The organism is Mycobacterium sp. Dal123C01, assembly GCF_052566995.1.
The window spans coordinates 1,796,784-1,812,735 of the sequence record NZ_CP199580.1; the positions used below are offsets into that span (position 1 = coordinate 1,796,784).

Sequence of the window (15,952 nt, forward strand, 5' to 3'; positions counted from 1 at the left end):
CGCCCCCCGTTGGTATAGCGGTAGCCTGAACTTTTCCAGCTGCGTATATCGGGGAAAGGACCTGGCCGGAACGGCCGATGCTTGATGAACCGGAAAAACGTGATTCGCACAGTCACGGCGATCGCTGTCGTACTGCTGCTCGGCTGGTCGTTCTTCTATTTCAGCGACGACACCCGCGGTTACAAGCCTGTCGACACCTCGGTGGCGATGTCCCAGATCAGCGGCGACAACGTCAAGAGCGCGCAGATCGACGACCGTGAGCAGCAACTGCGGTTGACCCTGAAGAAGGGCAACAACGACACCGACAACTCCGACAAGGTCATCACCAAATATCCGAACGGGTATGCCGTCGACCTGTTCAACGCGCTCAACGCGAAGAACGCGAAGGTCAGCACCGTCGTCAACGAAGGCAGCGTCCTGGGCGAGCTGCTGGTTTACCTGCTGCCGCTGCTATTGCTGGTGGGCCTGTTCGTGATGTTCTCGCGCATGCAGGGCGGCGCCCGGATGGGCTTCGGCTTCGGCAAGTCGCGCGCCAAACAGCTCTCCAAAGACATGCCCAAGACCACGTTCGGCGACGTTGCCGGCGTCGACGAGGCGGTCGAGGAGCTCTACGAGATCAAGGACTTCCTGCAGAACCCGTCGCGGTACCAGGCACTGGGCGCCAAGATCCCCAAGGGGGTGCTGCTGTACGGGCCGCCGGGTACCGGCAAGACGCTGCTCGCGCGCGCCGTGGCCGGCGAAGCCGGCGTGCCCTTCTTCACCATCTCGGGCTCCGACTTCGTCGAGATGTTCGTCGGTGTCGGTGCCTCGCGGGTGCGCGACCTTTTTGAGCAGGCAAAACAAAACAGCCCGTGCATCATCTTCGTCGACGAGATCGACGCGGTGGGCCGCCAGCGCGGTGCCGGGCTGGGCGGTGGCCACGACGAACGTGAGCAGACGCTGAACCAGTTGCTGGTGGAGATGGACGGTTTCGGTGAGCGCGCCGGGGTCATCCTGATCGCCGCGACCAACCGGCCCGACATCCTGGACCCGGCGCTGTTGCGCCCGGGACGTTTCGATCGGCAGATCCCGGTGTCGAACCCCGACCTGGCGGGCCGGCGCGCGGTGCTGGCGGTGCACTCGAAGGGCAAGCCGATCGCCGCCGACGCCGACCTCGAGGGGCTGGCCAAGCGGACCGTCGGTATGACCGGCGCCGATCTGGCCAACGTCATCAACGAGGCGGCGCTGCTGACCGCCCGCGAAAACGGCACCGTCATCACCGGGCCCGCCCTCGAGGAGGCGGTCGACCGGGTGATCGGCGGGCCACGCCGTAAGGGCCGGATCATCAGCGAGCACGAGAAGAAAATCACCGCCTACCACGAAGGTGGGCACACCCTGGCGGCGTGGGCGATGCCCGACATCGACCCCGTCTACAAGGTGACGATCCTGGCCCGCGGCCGCACCGGTGGACACGCCGTAGCGGTGCCCGAGGATGACAAGGGCCTGCGGACCCGCTCGGAGATGATCGCGCAGCTGGTGTTCGCGATGGGCGGACGCGCCGCCGAGGAACTGATTTTCCGCGAGCCGACGACCGGCGCGGTGTCCGACATCGAGCAGGCCACCAAGATCGCTCGCGCGATGGTCACCGAGTACGGCATGAGTTCCAAGCTCGGCGCCGTCAAATACGGCACCGAACACGGCGACCCGTTCCTGGGCCGGACCATGGGCAACCAGGCCGACTACTCCCACGAGGTCGCCCGCGACATCGACGACGAGGTCCGCAAGCTGATCGAGGCCGCGCACACTGAGGCGTGGGAGATCCTCACCGAGTACCGCGATGTACTGGACATTTTGGCCGGCGAGTTGCTGGAAAAGGAAACTTTGCACCGGCCCGAGCTGAAAGCGATCTTCGCCAACGTCGAAAAGCGGCCCCGGCTCACGGTGTTCGACGATTTCGGCGGACGCATCCCGTCGGACAAGCCGCCGATCAAGACGCCCGGCGAGCTGGCCAAGGAGCGCGGCGAACCGTGGCCTCAGCCGGTTCCCGAGCCGGCGTTCAAGGCGGCTATCGCGGCGGCCAGCCAAGCTGCCGAGGCCGCGCGAGCGGAGGCCGATAGAAATGCCCACGGCCCCAACGGTTCTCACGGTACTCAGGGCGCAGGCGATCGGCAGGGTGGACCACAGCGTCCCACCCAGCCGGACTACGGAGCCCCGGCCGGCTGGTATGCGCCGGGCTGGCCGCCGTCGTCGCCGCATCAGCCGCAACAACCCCAGGGTCACTGGTATCCGCCTCCGCCGCAGCCCTATTGGCCCCAGCCGGCCCCGAGTTATCCGGGCCAGCCCAGCCGCGGCCAGGGTCAGGGCCAGCCGTCGTACCCGCCCTATCCGCCCTATCCGCCGCCTGGCCAACCCAGTCCGGACCCGGGAAAAGCCCCCGACCAGCCGGATGAGGATGTAAGCCGGTCCAATCCGCCGGCCCGCGGCTGACGAACGGAGAATTCGATGGCTTTGCCGGATTCCCGCACCGCGCTGAACGGCGCACGGGCGCCGTTCGATCACGCACGTGCGGAGGCGGCGGTCCGCGAGTTGTTGTACGCGATCGGCGAAGACCCCGAGCGGGATGGGCTGCGAGACACCCCGGCCCGCGTCGCTCGCGCCTACCAGGAGATGTTTTCCGGGCTCTACACCGACCCGGACGCGGTGCTGAACACCATGTTCGACGAAGACCACGACGAGTTGGTGATCGTCAAGGGAATCCCGCTGTACTCGACGTGCGAGCACCACTTGGTGTCGTTCCATGGGGTGGCTCACGTCGGCTACATCCCCGGTACCGACGGCAGGGTGACCGGGCTGTCGAAAATCGCCCGGCTGGTCGACCTGTACGCCAAGCGGCCCCAGGTTCAGGAGCGGCTCACCAGCCAGATAGCCGACGCCCTGGTGAACCGGCTCGCCCCGCGCGGGGCGATCGTCGTGGTCGAGGCCGAGCATCTGTGCATGGCGATGCGCGGTGTCCGTAAGCCCGGCGCCACCACCACTACCTCGGCGGTGCGCGGCCAGTTCAAAACCGATGCTGCCTCTCGAGCCGAAGCGCTCGACCTCATCCTGCGTAAGTGAGTTCGCGGCCGGTGCAGGTTGTGGGGGTTGTCAACGTCACCGACGACTCATTCTCAGATGGCGGGCGCTACCTCTGCGCTGACAACGCCGTCGCACACGGCCTGGCGTTGGCCGCCGAAGGCGCAGGGATCATCGACGTCGGCGGGGAGTCGACCCGGCCCGGCGCCACTCGAATCGACCCACGGGTGGAAAGCTCGCGCATCGTTCCCGTCGTCAAAGAACTTGCAGCACAGGGCATTATCGTCAGCATCGACACCATGCACGCCGACGTCGCTCGGGCGGCGCTGGAGAACGGCGCGCGGATCGTCAACGACGTGTCCGGCGGGCGAGCCGATCCCGCGATGGCGCCGCTGGTGGCCGAGGCCGGGGTGTTGTGGGTGTTGATGCATTGGCGGTCGGTGTCCTCCAGTCGCCCGCACGAGGCCCCGCACTACCGCGACGTCGTGGCCGAGGTGCGTTCGGAATTGCTGGCCGGCGTCGACGACGCGGTGGCCGCCGGTGTCGATCCGGCGAAGCTGGTCATCGACCCCGGGCTTGGATTCGCCAAAACAGGACAACACAATTGGGCATTGCTGCATGCCTTGCCCGAGTTGGTGGCCACCGGAGTGCCGGTGCTCCTGGGCGCCTCGCGTAAACGGTTCCTCGGTACGCTGTTGGCCGGACCGGACGGGTCGCCGCGACCGCCCGACGGGCGTGAGACGGCGACCGCGGTGATTTCCGCGCTGGCCGCCCTCTACGGGGCCTGGGGTGTGCGAGTGCACGACGTGCGGGCCTCGGTCGACGCCCTCAAGGTCGTCGGTGCCTGGACGCAGACGGAGCGGATGCAAAGCGATGGCTGACCGAATCGAGTTGCGCGGCTTGACAGTTCATGGCCGGCATGGAGTTTACGAATTCGAGCGGACTAATGGGCAGGAATTCGTCATCGACATCGTGGTCTGGATCGATCTGGTCGACGCCGCGGCCACCGACAACCTGGCTGCCACCTATGACTACGGCGCCCTGTCCCAGCAAGCCGTCGATATCGTCGCGGGACCCCCGCACAACCTGATCGAGACGGTGGGGGCCAAGATCGCCGAGTCCGTGATGGACGACGAGCGCGTGCACGCCGTCGAGGTCACGGTGCACAAGCCCCATGCGCCGATCGGGCAGCAGTTCGCCGACGTCGCGGTGGTGGTCCGACGGTCGCGGCGCGGCGGGCGCGGTTCGGTGATCCCCGCGAGCGGTGCGTGATGACGCGCGTCGTCCTGTCCATCGGCTCCAACCTCGGGGACCGGCTGGCGCGGCTGCAGTCGGTCGTCGACGGGCTCGGTGACGCGCTGCTCGCCGTCTCTCCCGTGTACGAGACGGCGCCCTGGGGCCGCGTGGAGCAGGGGCCGTTCCTCAACGCGGTGCTGATCGCCGACGACCCGGCCCGCGACGGGCAGGGCTGGCTGCGCCGGGGCCAGGAGTTCGAGCGGGCGGCGGGCCGGATTCGCGGTGAGCGCTGGGGCCCACGCACCCTGGACGTCGACCTGATCGCCTGCTACTCCGCTGACGGAGAAGTGCTCAGTCGCGAAAACAACCTGACCCTGCCGCACCCGCTGGCCCATCTGCGGGCCTTCGTGATGGTTCCCTGGCTCGCCGTCGACCCGGATGCTCAGCTGACCGTCGCCGAAGGTCCCCGGCCGGTCGCCCAGCTGTTGGCCCAACTCGAGCCCGCCGACCTGGAGGCGGTCCGGTTGTCCCCGCGGACGCTCAAGGGCGCGGCTACGTCCCGAGCCGATCCGGAATCGAAGGGCTGATGGGGCCGACCCGCAAACGTGACCTGACGGCCGCGGCCGTCGGCGCTGCGGTACTGAGTTTTCTGCTGATCACGGTGCTGTACCGCTGGTTTCCCCCGATCACGGTGTGGACCGGACTGTCGCTGCTCGCGGCCGCCATCGCCGAGGCGCTGTGGGCGCGCTACGTGCGGGCCAAGATCAGCGAGGGGGAAATCGGTGTCGCTCGAGGCTGGCTGCACCCGCTTGCGGTCGCACGCACCGTGCTGGTCGCCAAGGCGTCGGCCTGGATGGGCGCGCTGGTACTCGGTTGGTGGGTCGGAGTACTCGTGTACTTCCTGCCGCGCCGGTCGTGGCTGCGGGCCGCCGCGGAGGACACGACCGGAACGGTGGTGGCCGCCGTCAGCGCGCTGGCCCTATTGGTCGCCGCGCTATGGCTACAGCATTGCTGTATATCGCCGCAGGATCCGCCCGAGCACGGCGAGGGAGCGGAAAGCTAGGGCGCCCGCCAAGGTTGCGGAGCACCGCGCGGGCCGGCCGACACGACCGGGCCACCAACCCCGCTGAATCGGCGGATTAACCCAGGTGAGAATCGCCGGAGTCGCGCGACACGCGCAGTGACGTCGCACAGGTATTGTCAGGCCATGACCGTTCTGTCCCGCGGCGCCAGGGTTCGGCGCGGCGGCCGCAGGCCGGGGTGGGTGCTCTTGACGGCGTTGCTGGTCCTCGCGATAGGGGCCAGTTCGGCACTGGTTTTCACCAATCGTGTGGAACTCCTCAAGCTCGCAGTGATCCTGGCGCTGTGGGCCGCAGTCGCCGGAGCCTTCGTGTCCGTGCTCTACCGCCGGCAAAGCGACGCTGACCAGTCGCGGGTGCGCGACCTGAAACTGGTCTATGACCTGCAGCTGGACCGGGAAATCTCGGCCCGCCGCGAGTACGAGCTGACCGTTGAGTCGCAGTTGCGTCGCGAGCTGGCCTCCGAGATCCGCGCTGCGGCCGCCGACGATGTGGCTGCGCTTCGGGCGGAAGTGACCGCGCTGCGGACCAGCCTGGAAATCTTGTTCGACACCGACCTCGACCAGCGTCCCGCGCTGGAGACCGTCGAGACCGAGACGCCGCCCGCACGGGCATACAGCGACTGGGACCGTAATGGCGAGGGCGCCGGGGTTGATTGGGTGACCAGCGATCGGGTCACCTCGGTCCGCGAGGGCAGCCCGTTCGATTCCGGTGACGCCCGCACCGACGAATCCGCGATCATCGACGTACCCGAAGAGCCGCTGGTCCCGCCCCGCTCCAGGGAGCGTGCCCGGTTTCACTACGAAGGCCAGCACGACGCTCCCTACCCGCCCGGACCCCAGGCCCCGTATCAAGAGGCTCCGCCCTACGTGCCTGATCAGGAGGTTCCGTATCCGCCCCCGCCGATGCCCACCCCGGCGCAGGCGGAGCAACGATTCGAGCCTGCGCACTGGCAGCAACACCCACCGCCGGTGCCGCCTCCCGGGCCACCGCCGCCACCGGAACCGCAGCCTGGATCGGTGCGGCAGGACTGGCAGCCGGTCAACGCCGACGGGCTCTGGCTGCCTCCGGGAACGACGGGCAGCAACTGGGCCAGCGCCGATTCGCCCGATGCGCCCGTGGTGACGCCCTCGGGCCGGCGTCGGCGCTCCCGGCATTCCAACCCCGAGGAGTCGTTCGACGGCCCACCTGTCGAGCCCGAGTCTTCGGCGCCGCACAGCGACCCCGGCCGTCGGGCGCGCTCGCGCCATTCCGCGGAGTACCGCGACTACTCAGTCCGGAACTTCATCTCGACGAACGAGCCCGGCGCGGTACCGCCGCCCCGCCCCGCCGCGGCGACGGCGCCGCCACCACCAGCACCGCACTCCGGGCAGGCACCGCACGACGCGGCGCCCCCGCCACCGCGACTCGCCCCGGCGCCGCACCTGGAGCCGGCCCCCCGCCACCTCGGTGCGGACCCCGTGTCCGAGGATGTGGACAGCCCGGGGGACGGCCCACAAACCGGCGGTCAGTCGGTTGCCGACTTGCTGGCGCGGCTGCAGGTGCAGCCATCCGGCGGTGGCCGGCGTCGTCGCCGGGAAGGCTGAGCTGGGACCTTCCTCACATTGGGGCTGCGTCACCGATCGACTAGAGTGTTGCTGACCGTCCGGTACCCCGAAAGCACTCAAGCCTGGGACTGGAACGTACAAACACACGATGTGAGGTCGTCTGCGATGGAGCAGTTCGACGGTTTGCGCCCAGCCAGGCTCAAGGTGGGGATCATTTCGGCCGGCCGGGTCGGTACCGCCCTGGGTGTCGCGCTGGAGCGCGCCGAGCACGTCGTGGTGGCGTGCAGCGCCATCTCTCACGCGTCGCGGCAGCGGGCGGCGCGTCGGCTGCCCGATACCCCGGTCGTCACACCGCCGGATGTGGCTGCCGCTGCCGAACTGCTGCTGTTATCGGTTCCCGACCGCGAACTAGCGGGGCTGGTGTCCGGTCTGGCCGCGACCTCGGCGGTGCGTCCCGGCACGATCGTCGTGCACACGTCGGGCGCCAACGGCGTCGGCATTCTCGAGCCGCTGACGCAGCACGGCTGCATCCCGCTGGCGATTCACCCGGCGATGACGTTCACCGGCTCCGACGAGGACATCAGCCGGCTGCCGGACACCTGCTTCGGCATCACCGCGGCCGACGATGTCGGCTACGCGATCGGGCAGTCGCTGGTTCTGGAAATGGGCGGGGAGCCGTTCTGCGTCCGCGAGGACGCCCGCGTCCTCTACCACGCCGCTCTGGCCCATGCGGGAAACCATCTTGTAGCGGTCGTCGCCGATGCGCTCGACGCGCTGCGGGCCTCGCTGCGGGGCAGCGAACTGCTCGGGCAACAAACCGTCGACGAGCAGCCCGGTGGCCTCGCCGAACGCATCGTCGGGCCGCTGGCCCGGGCGGCATTGGAGAACACGCTGCAGCGTGGGCAGGCCGCGCTCACCGGCCCGGTTGCCCGCGGTGACGCGGCCGCGGTCGCCGACCACCTGCGCGCGCTGACGCAGGTCGATCCTGAACTGGCCCAGGCCTATCGGGTGAACGCCTTGCGGACAGCGCAGCGCGCACATGCTCCCTCCGACGTCGTCGAGGTATTGGTGCGATGAGCGCGACGACGGCCCGGCCACCGGCTTTCAAGCCGGGCGAAATGAATGTCTACTCGGCGCCGCGCGACGTGTCGGACGTCAGCCGCGCGCTGCGCCACACCGGCCGTCGGGTGATGCTGGTGCCGACGATGGGCGCGCTGCACGACGGGCATCTGGCCCTGGTGCGCGCCGCCAAACGGGTGCCCGGCTCGGTGGTCGCCGTCTCGATCTTCGTGAATCCGTTGCAATTTGGTGCCGGGGAAGACCTCGACGCCTACCCCCGCACGCTCGACACCGACCTGGCGATGTTGCGCGGCGAGGGCGTCGAGATGGTGTTCGCCCCGACCGCCGCGGCGATGTATCCCGACGGCCTGCGCACCACGGTGCAGGCCGGTCCGTTAGCCACCGAACTCGAAGGTGGCGCTCGGCCGACGCATTTCGCCGGTGTGCTGACCGTCGTGTGCAAGCTGCTGCAGATCGTGCGTCCCGACCGGATCTTCTTCGGCGAGAAGGACTATCAGCAGCTGGTCCTGATACGGCAGATGACCGCCGACCTGAACATCGACGTCGAGGTGATCGGCGTGCCGACCGTGCGGGAGGGCGACGGCCTGGCGATGTCGTCGCGTAACCGCTACCTGGACCCGGCGCAGCGCGAATTGGCTGGGACGCTGTCGGCGGCGCTGGCGGCCGCCGTGCATGCTGCGCCCGCGGGCGAACAGGCTGCGCTGGACGCGGCACGTGCCGTACTCGCCGCAGTGCCCGCCATCGAGGTCGACTATCTGCAGCTGCGCGACGCCGGGCTGGGTCCGCTGCAGGCCAACCGGCCCGGACGCCTGCTCATCGCTGCCCGGCTGGGCAACACCAGACTGCTGGACAACATTGCAATCGAAGTCGAGATCGCCGGCACCGCAGGGGTGGCACCCCTCGGGCCGGACGGGCGTGTCGAATCACCTTGGAGGAACTGATGTTACGGACGATGCTCAAGTCGAAAATCCACCGTGCCACCGTCACGCAGGCGGATCTGCATTACGTCGGCTCGGTGACCATCGACGCGGATCTGATGGAGGCGGCCGACCTGCTGGAGGGTGAGCAGGTGACCATTGTGGACATCGACAACGGCGCCCGGCTCGTCACCTACGCGATCACCGGCGAGCGTGGCACCGGTGTGATCGGAATCAACGGCGCCGCAGCACATCTCGTGCACCCGGGCGATCTGGTGATCCTGATCGCCTACGGCTCGATGGAGGATGCCGAGGCGCGTGCCTACCAGCCGCGGATCGTCTTCGTCGACGCCGGCAACAAGCAGATCGACCTGGGGAGTGATCCGGCCTTCGTGCCCGATGATGCGGCCGAGTTGCTCCCTGCGCGGGGGCGGTACCCCCACAACCCCCGGATCGGCGTGCGGTAATCGTGCTGCTGGCGATCGATGTCCGCAACACACACACCGTCGTCGGGCTGTTGTCCGGCGCCAAGGAGCACGCAAAGGTCGTGCAGCAGTGGCGGATCCGCACCGAATCCGAGGCCACCGCAGACGAACTGGCGCTGACCATCGACGGCCTGATCGGCGACGACTCCGAGCGGCTCACCGGGGCCGCGGCCCTGTCCACCGTCCCGTCGGTGCTGCACGAGGTCCGGGTCATGCTCGACCAGTACTGGCCGTCGGTGGCCCACGTGCTGATCGAGCCCGGGGTGCGGACCGGTATTCCGCTGCTGGTCGACAATCCGAAAGAAGTGGGCGCCGACCGGATCATCAACTGCCTGGCGGCTTTTCATAAATTCGGTAAGGCCGCGATCGTCGTCGATTTCGGATCGTCGATCTGTGTGGACGTGGTATCGGCCAAGGGGGAGTTCCTCGGCGGCGCCATCGCGCCCGGCGTGCAGGTTTCTTCGGATGCCGCCGCGGCCCGCTCGGCCGCGCTGCGTCGAGTCGAGCTGTCCCGGCCCCGGTCGGTGGTCGGCAAGAACACCGTCGAATGTATGCAGGCGGGGGCGGTCTTCGGCTTCGCCGGGCTGGTCGACGGCCTGGTGGCGCGCATCCGTGAGGACGTGGAGGGCTTTTCCGGGGACGACGTGGTGGTCGTAGCCACCGGCCACACCGCCCCGCTGCTGTTGTCCGAGCTGAACACCGTCGCCGAGTACGACCAGCACCTGACGCTGCATGGGCTGCGCCTCGTCTTCGAACGCAACCGGGACACCCAGCGCGGCCGGCTGAAGACGGCACGCTGAGTTTCTCGCCCGCATTGAGCGTGCGCACCTGGCGGCTAAACGGCCGGTTACCCGCCGTGGGGGCACCAGCGCACAGTCGACGCCAACGGCGGAGCCGGCGCGCAGTCATTTAAGCTGGCACGTCGTGAGTGCCGCCTCAGACAATGGAGAAGACCTCCCCGAGCAGTACCGGATTCGCCGGGACAAACGAGCTCGGCTGTTGGCCGAGGGACTTGACCCCTACCCGGTGGCCATCGAACGCACCCACACGCTGGCGCAGGTCCGCGCCGCATACCCGGACTTGGCGGTCGACACCGCGACCGAGGACATCGTCGGGGTGGCGGGACGGGTCATATTCGCGCGTAATTCCGGCAAACTGTGTTTTGCGACGCTGCAAGACGGTGACGGCGCCACCCTGCAGGTAATGATCAGCCTGGACAAGGTCGGCCAGGAGTCGCTGGACGCCTGGAAAGCCGACGTCGACCTCGGCGACATCGTCTATGTGCACGGCAACGTGATCAGCTCACGACGCGGCGAATTGTCCGTCCTGGCCGACTCCTGGCGCATGGCATCCAAGTCGCTGCGGCCGCTGCCCGTCGCGCATAAGGAGATGAGCGAAGAATCGCGGGTGCGGCAGCGTTATGTCGACCTCATCGTCCGCCCCCAAGCGCGTGCGGTGGCTCGCCAGCGAATCGCGGTTGTCCGCGCGTTACGCAACGCGCTGGAACGGCGCGGGTTTCTCGAAGTCGAAACGCCAATGTTGCAGACGTTGGCCGGCGGCGCGGCAGCTAGGCCGTTCATCACGCATTCCAATGCTCTTGACATCGATCTCTACCTGAGGATCGCGCCGGAACTGTTCCTCAAGCGATGCATCGTCGGTGGATTCGACAAGGTCTTCGAGCTAAATCGGGTGTTCAGAAACGAAGGTTCTGATTCGACGCATTCTCCGGAATTCGCGATGTTGGAGACCTACCAGACCTACGGAACCTATGACGATTCGGCAGTCGTCACGCGAGAGCTTATTCAAGAGGTGGCCGACGAGGCGATCGGTACCAGACAACTCCCGTTGCCCGACGGCAGTGTCTACGACATAGACGGAGAATGGGCGTCGATACAAATGTATCCGTCGCTGTCTGCCGCGCTCGGTGAAGAGATCACTCCGCAGACGTCAGTCGATCGGCTACGTGCCATCACCGACCGGCTCGGTGTCGAGGTTCCTGACGACCGTGGCTACGGGCACGGAAAGCTGGTCGAGGAACTGTGGGAGCACTCGGTGGGCAATGCGCTGACCGCGCCAACGTTCGTCAAGGATTTCCCTGTCGAGACAACACCTTTGACTCGTCAGCACCGCAGCATCCCGGGTGTGACCGAGAAGTGGGACCTCTATGTACGCGGCGTCGAACTGGCCACCGGCTACTCGGAATTAAACGATCCGGTGGTGCAGCGCGAACGATTTGCCGAACAAGCGCGCGCCGCGGCGGACGGCGACGACGAGGCCATGCTGCTCGACGATGACTTTCTCACCGCGCTGGAGTATGGGATGCCGCCATGCACCGGAACGGGAATGGGTATCGACCGGTTGTTGATGACTTTGACCGGTCTGTCAATTAGAGAGACAGTTTTGTTCCCGATTGTTCGACCGCACTCGAGCTGAAAACCGAACACTACGCGTTGCGCTCGGATTGAGTATGCTGCGTCCATATGGCAGATTAGTGACCGGGGAGTGGGTCCGAACTGCCCAGCAACTGCTCAGGAAGAAACGCGAGGGTAAGCTAATGGCCAAAAAAGTCACCGTCACCTTGGTTGACGATTTCGACGGTGCAGGTGCCGCCGACGAAACTGTCGAATTCGGGCTTGACGGGGTGACCTATGAGATTGATCTTTCAACGAAGAATGCCGCGAAACTCCGTGGTGATCTGAAGCAGTGGGTGGCAGCCGGCCGTCGCGTCGGGGGTCGCCGTCGGGGGCGTTCCGGCTCGGGCCGCGGTCGTGGGGCGATCGACCGCGAGCAGAGCGCAGCGATCCGCGAATGGGCCCGCCGCAACGGGCACAACGTGTCGACGCGCGGCCGTATCCCGGCAGACGTCATCGACGCCTTCCACGCGGCCACCTAGCAAAGCGCTAACCGGCGCCCCGGCCCGCGAGGTCTGGGCGCCGGTTCTGTTTTCGCTGGCGGCGAAATGATCGTCGGCGCCTGGGGGAAACGATTTGGTGGTTTGTCTCGTTTCACCAGTTACGGTTCTGTCGTCACCGGGGGATTCCTCAGATTGAGCCGAGCCGGCCCGAACGGTAGGCCACCGCAAGGTGAGAAGCCTGCCGGGCCGACCATTACAGTGGACATCAGGTACGCACTGTCGGCCCCGGCGCCGACAATGACCGAGTACCGATGGTGAGGGAGAGCAGGTAACCACCGATGTTCGAAAGATTTACCGACCGTGCCCGCAGGGTGGTCGTCCTGGCCCAAGAAGAGGCCCGGATGCTCAACCACAACTACATCGGCACCGAGCACATCCTTCTGGGTTTGATTCACGAAGGTGAAGGCGTCGCAGCGAAGTCGCTCGAGTCGCTTGGAATCTCGCTTGAGGGCGTCCGCAGCCAGGTCGAGGAGATCATCGGCCAGGGCCAGCAGGCACCGTCCGGGCACATCCCGTTCACCCCGCGCGCCAAGAAGGTTCTCGAGCTGAGCTTGCGCGAGGCGCTGCAGCTCGGCCACAACTACATCGGCACCGAACACATTTTGCTGGGCCTGATCCGTGAGGGTGAGGGCGTGGCCGCGCAGGTGCTGGTCAAGCTCGGCGCCGAGCTGACCCGGGTGCGCCAGCAGGTGATCCAGCTGCTGAGCGGTTACCAGGGCAAGGAGGCCGCGGAGGCCGGCACGGGTGGCCGCGGCGGCGAGTCGGGCAGCCCGTCCACGTCGTTGGTGCTCGACCAGTTCGGGCGCAACCTGACGGCTGCCGCGATGGAAGGCAAGCTGGACCCCGTCATCGGCCGCGAGAAGGAAATCGAGCGGGTGATGCAGGTGTTGAGCCGGCGCACCAAGAACAACCCGGTGCTGATCGGCGAGCCCGGCGTCGGCAAGACCGCCGTGGTCGAGGGCCTGGCGCAGGCCATCGTGCACGGCGAGGTCCCCGAGACGCTGAAGGACAAGCAGCTCTACACGCTGGACCTGGGTTCGCTGGTCGCGGGCAGCCGCTACCGCGGTGACTTCGAGGAACGCCTGAAGAAGGTGCTCAAGGAGATCAACACCCGCGGCGACATCATCCTGTTCATCGACGAGCTGCACACCCTGGTGGGTGCCGGTGCCGCCGAGGGCGCGATCGATGCCGCGTCGATCCTGAAGCCCAAGCTGGCGCGCGGCGAGCTGCAGACCATCGGTGCCACCACCCTCGACGAGTACCGCAAGTACATCGAAAAGGATGCCGCTCTGGAGCGCCGCTTCCAGCCGGTGCAGGTCGGCGAGCCGACGGTGGAGCACACCATCGAGATCCTCAAGGGTCTGCGCGACCGCTACGAGGCACACCATCGGGTCTCGATCACCGATGGCGCGATCGTGGCGGCCGCCACGCTGGCCGACCGCTACATCAACGACCGCTTCCTGCCGGACAAGGCGATCGACCTGATCGACGAGGCGGGTGCCCGGATGCGGATCCGTCGCATGACCGCTCCGCCAGACCTGCGTGAGTTCGACGAGAAGATCGCGGACGCCCGCCGCGAGAAGGAATCGGCGATCGACGCCCAGGACTTCGAGAAGGCGGCCAGCCTGCGCGATCGCGAGAAGCAACTCGTTGGGCAACGCGCCGAGCGCGAAAAGCAGTGGCGTTCAGGTGATATGGACGTGGTCGCCGAGGTCGACGACGAGCAGATCGCCGAGGTGCTGGGTAACTGGACCGGTATCCCGGTGTTCAAGCTCACCGAGGCCGAGACAACTCGGTTGCTGCGCATGGAAGACGAGCTGCACAAGCGGATCATCGGCCAAGAGGACGCCGTTCGCGCCGTGTCGAAGGCGATCCGTCGTACCCGCGCCGGGCTGAAAGACCCCAAGCGCCCGTCGGGTTCGTTCATCTTCGCCGGGCCCTCCGGCGTCGGTAAGACCGAACTGTCCAAGGCGCTGGCCAACTTCCTGTTCGGCGACGACGACGCGCTCATCCAGATCGACATGGGCGAGTTCCACGACCGGTTCACCGCGTCGAGGCTGTTCGGTGCTCCCCCGGGATACGTCGGCTACGAGGAGGGCGGCCAGCTCACCGAGAAGGTGCGGCGCAAGCCGTTCTCGGTGGTGCTGTTCGATGAGATCGAGAAGGCACACCAGGAGATCTACAACAGCCTGTTGCAGGTGCTCGAGGATGGCCGGCTGACTGATGGTCAGGGCCGCACGGTGGACTTCAAGAACACGGTGCTGATCTTCACGTCCAACCTGGGCACCTCCGACATCTCCAAGCCGGTCGGCCTGGGCTTCACCCAAGGTGGCGGCGAGAACGACTACGAGCGGATGAAGCAGAAGGTCAACGACGAGCTGAAGAAACACTTCCGCCCGGAGTTCCTGAACCGCATCGACGAAGTCATCGTCTTCCACCAGCTGACCCGCGACGAGATCATCAAGATGGTCGACCTGATGATCACCCGGGTCGGCACTCAGCTCAAGGCCAAGGACATGGCGATGGAGCTGACCGACAAGGCCAAGTCATTGCTGGCCAGGCGCGGCTTCGACCCGGTGCTGGGTGCTCGCCCGCTGCGGCGCACCATCCAGCGCGAGATCGAGGACCAGCTCTCCGAGAAGATCCTCTTCGACGAGGTCGGACCCGGGCAAGTGGTCACCGTCGATGTGGACAACTGGGACGGCGAAGGTGCCGGCGAGGACGCGGTGTTCACGTTCACCGGAGCGCGCAAGCCGCCGGTCGAGCCGGACCTGGCGAAAGCCGGAGCGCACGCCGCCCCCGAAACACCGTAGTAGCACGACAGCGAGCGGGTGGTTAGTCTCTGAGCGGACTAACCACCCGCTTCGCTGTGCTGAGAGCAAAGGGGCTCGCCTGTGCTGATCGTCACGACCAATGACCTTCCGGGCTGGGAGATTCGACGCGTCTGCGGCGAGGTGTTCGGCCTGACGGTTCGCTCGCGCAATGCGTTTGCCCAATTCGGCGCCGGGCTGAAGTCGATGTTCGGCGGGGAGCTGGCCGGCATGACCAAGAATCTCGCCGAGAGCCGCAACGAGGCGATGGCGCGGCTGATCACCGAGGCGCGCACCCGCGGCGGCAACGCGATCGTCGCGATGCGGTTCGACACCACCGAGATCGGCGACGTGTGGACCGAGATTTGCGCTTACGGCACGGCCGTGGAGGCGGTGCCGGTCACCGATGCGGCGAAGTACACGGCCAGTCAGCTCGGCTACGGTGGCGCAGCCGCGCAGCATTGATCGTTTGACCAGTCGTGCAATCCGCTTAGACTGACGATTGTTGTCGATGGGTAACGGAATCCTGGTGGAATTCCAGAACGGTCGCGCCACTGCAGAAAGTCAGACCCGGAACCCGTCACCCAAGGCGGGACGCGTCATTCCCAGAAGGAGTTAACAGTGTCCAGTTCCGAGACGGCCGGCACACGCTCGGTTGATTTGTCGGCGGCGAGCGCCACACTCTGGTTGGCAGCAACCGCGTTCCTGGCGTTGTTGGCGATTTACTTCATCGGCGTCGATCAGGGCGCGGTATCGCTGTTCGGCAGCGACTCGCATGTGCACGAATTCGTGCACGATGCGCGCCATCTCCTCGGCTTCCCCTGCCACTGACC

The 15,952-nt window shown here is 66.9% G+C and carries 16 protein-coding genes; all 16 read left to right on the plus strand.

Annotated features, from left to right (window positions below):
• Positions 1-84 precede the first annotated feature (84 nt).
• The 16 genes from ftsH (at position 85) to ACTXG5_RS08595 (ending at position 15,950) form a co-directional block, all read left to right on the plus strand.
• Positions 85-2,466 (plus strand): ATP-dependent zinc metalloprotease FtsH, encoded by a 2,382-nt coding sequence (gene ftsH, locus ACTXG5_RS08520; RefSeq protein ID WP_445163251.1) that lies wholly within the window; start codon positions 85-87, stop codon positions 2,464-2,466.
• A 15-nt stretch (positions 2,467-2,481) separates the two neighbouring features.
• Complete coding sequence (gene folE, locus ACTXG5_RS08525; protein ID WP_445163252.1) at positions 2,482-3,093, plus strand: GTP cyclohydrolase I FolE; 612 nt, start codon at positions 2,482-2,484, stop codon at positions 3,091-3,093.
• Complete coding sequence (gene folP, locus ACTXG5_RS08530) at positions 3,090-3,932, plus strand: dihydropteroate synthase (protein ID WP_445163253.1); 843 nt, start codon at positions 3,090-3,092, stop codon at positions 3,930-3,932. The genes folE and folP overlap by 4 nt, the downstream gene beginning before the upstream one ends.
• A complete protein-coding gene (folB, locus tag ACTXG5_RS08535) occupies positions 3,925-4,323 on the plus strand; it encodes a dihydroneopterin aldolase (protein ID WP_445163254.1) in 399 nt (132 codons plus the stop codon). Before folP ends, folB begins: the two co-directional genes overlap by 8 nt.
• Positions 4,323-4,874 (plus strand): 2-amino-4-hydroxy-6-hydroxymethyldihydropteridine diphosphokinase, encoded by a 552-nt coding sequence (folK, locus tag ACTXG5_RS08540; protein WP_445163255.1) that lies wholly within the window; start codon positions 4,323-4,325, stop codon positions 4,872-4,874. Before folB ends, folK begins: the two co-directional genes overlap by 1 nt.
• Complete coding sequence (locus ACTXG5_RS08545; RefSeq protein ID WP_445163256.1) at positions 4,874-5,350, plus strand: DUF3180 domain-containing protein; 477 nt, start codon at positions 4,874-4,876, stop codon at positions 5,348-5,350. The genes folK and ACTXG5_RS08545 overlap by 1 nt, the downstream gene beginning before the upstream one ends.
• Before the next feature lie 144 nt (positions 5,351-5,494).
• A complete protein-coding gene (locus tag ACTXG5_RS08550; protein ID WP_445163257.1) occupies positions 5,495-6,952 on the plus strand; it encodes a DUF6779 domain-containing protein in 1,458 nt (485 codons plus the stop codon).
• A 126-nt stretch (positions 6,953-7,078) separates the two neighbouring features.
• Positions 7,079-7,990 carry a Rossmann-like and DUF2520 domain-containing protein gene (locus ACTXG5_RS08555; RefSeq protein WP_445163258.1) on the plus strand — a complete coding sequence of 304 codons (912 nt, stop codon included), beginning with the start codon at positions 7,079-7,081 and terminating at the stop codon, positions 7,988-7,990.
• Positions 7,987-8,934: a pantoate--beta-alanine ligase gene (gene panC, locus ACTXG5_RS08560; protein WP_445163259.1), complete on the plus strand. Its 948-nt coding sequence runs from the start codon at positions 7,987-7,989 to the stop codon at positions 8,932-8,934. The genes ACTXG5_RS08555 and panC overlap by 4 nt, the downstream gene beginning before the upstream one ends.
• Positions 8,934-9,377 (plus strand): aspartate 1-decarboxylase, encoded by a 444-nt coding sequence (gene panD / locus ACTXG5_RS08565; RefSeq protein ID WP_445163260.1) that lies wholly within the window; start codon positions 8,934-8,936, stop codon positions 9,375-9,377. The genes panC and panD overlap by 1 nt, the downstream gene beginning before the upstream one ends.
• Before the next feature lie 2 nt (positions 9,378-9,379).
• On the plus strand, positions 9,380-10,195 hold the full coding sequence (locus ACTXG5_RS08570; RefSeq protein WP_445163261.1) for a type III pantothenate kinase: 816 nt from the start codon (positions 9,380-9,382) through the stop codon (positions 10,193-10,195).
• 124 nt (positions 10,196-10,319) lie between these two features.
• Positions 10,320-11,828 (plus strand): lysine--tRNA ligase, encoded by a 1,509-nt coding sequence (gene lysS / locus ACTXG5_RS08575; protein ID WP_445163262.1) that lies wholly within the window; start codon positions 10,320-10,322, stop codon positions 11,826-11,828.
• A 121-nt stretch (positions 11,829-11,949) separates the two neighbouring features.
• On the plus strand, positions 11,950-12,288 hold the full coding sequence (lsr2, locus tag ACTXG5_RS08580; RefSeq protein WP_025736770.1) for a histone-like nucleoid-structuring protein Lsr2: 339 nt from the start codon (positions 11,950-11,952) through the stop codon (positions 12,286-12,288).
• A gap of 299 nt (positions 12,289-12,587) precedes the next feature.
• Positions 12,588-15,122 carry an ATP-dependent protease ATP-binding subunit ClpC gene (gene clpC1 / locus ACTXG5_RS08585; protein ID WP_445163263.1) on the plus strand — a complete coding sequence of 845 codons (2,535 nt, stop codon included), beginning with the start codon at positions 12,588-12,590 and terminating at the stop codon, positions 15,120-15,122.
• 81 nt (positions 15,123-15,203) lie between these two features.
• On the plus strand, positions 15,204-15,584 hold the full coding sequence (locus ACTXG5_RS08590; RefSeq protein ID WP_445163264.1) for a YbjQ family protein: 381 nt from the start codon (positions 15,204-15,206) through the stop codon (positions 15,582-15,584).
• Between the two features lie 156 nt (positions 15,585-15,740).
• Positions 15,741-15,950, plus strand: coding sequence for a CbtB domain-containing protein (locus ACTXG5_RS08595; RefSeq protein WP_445163265.1), 210 nt, complete (start codon positions 15,741-15,743; stop codon positions 15,948-15,950).
• Positions 15,951-15,952 lie beyond the last annotated feature (2 nt).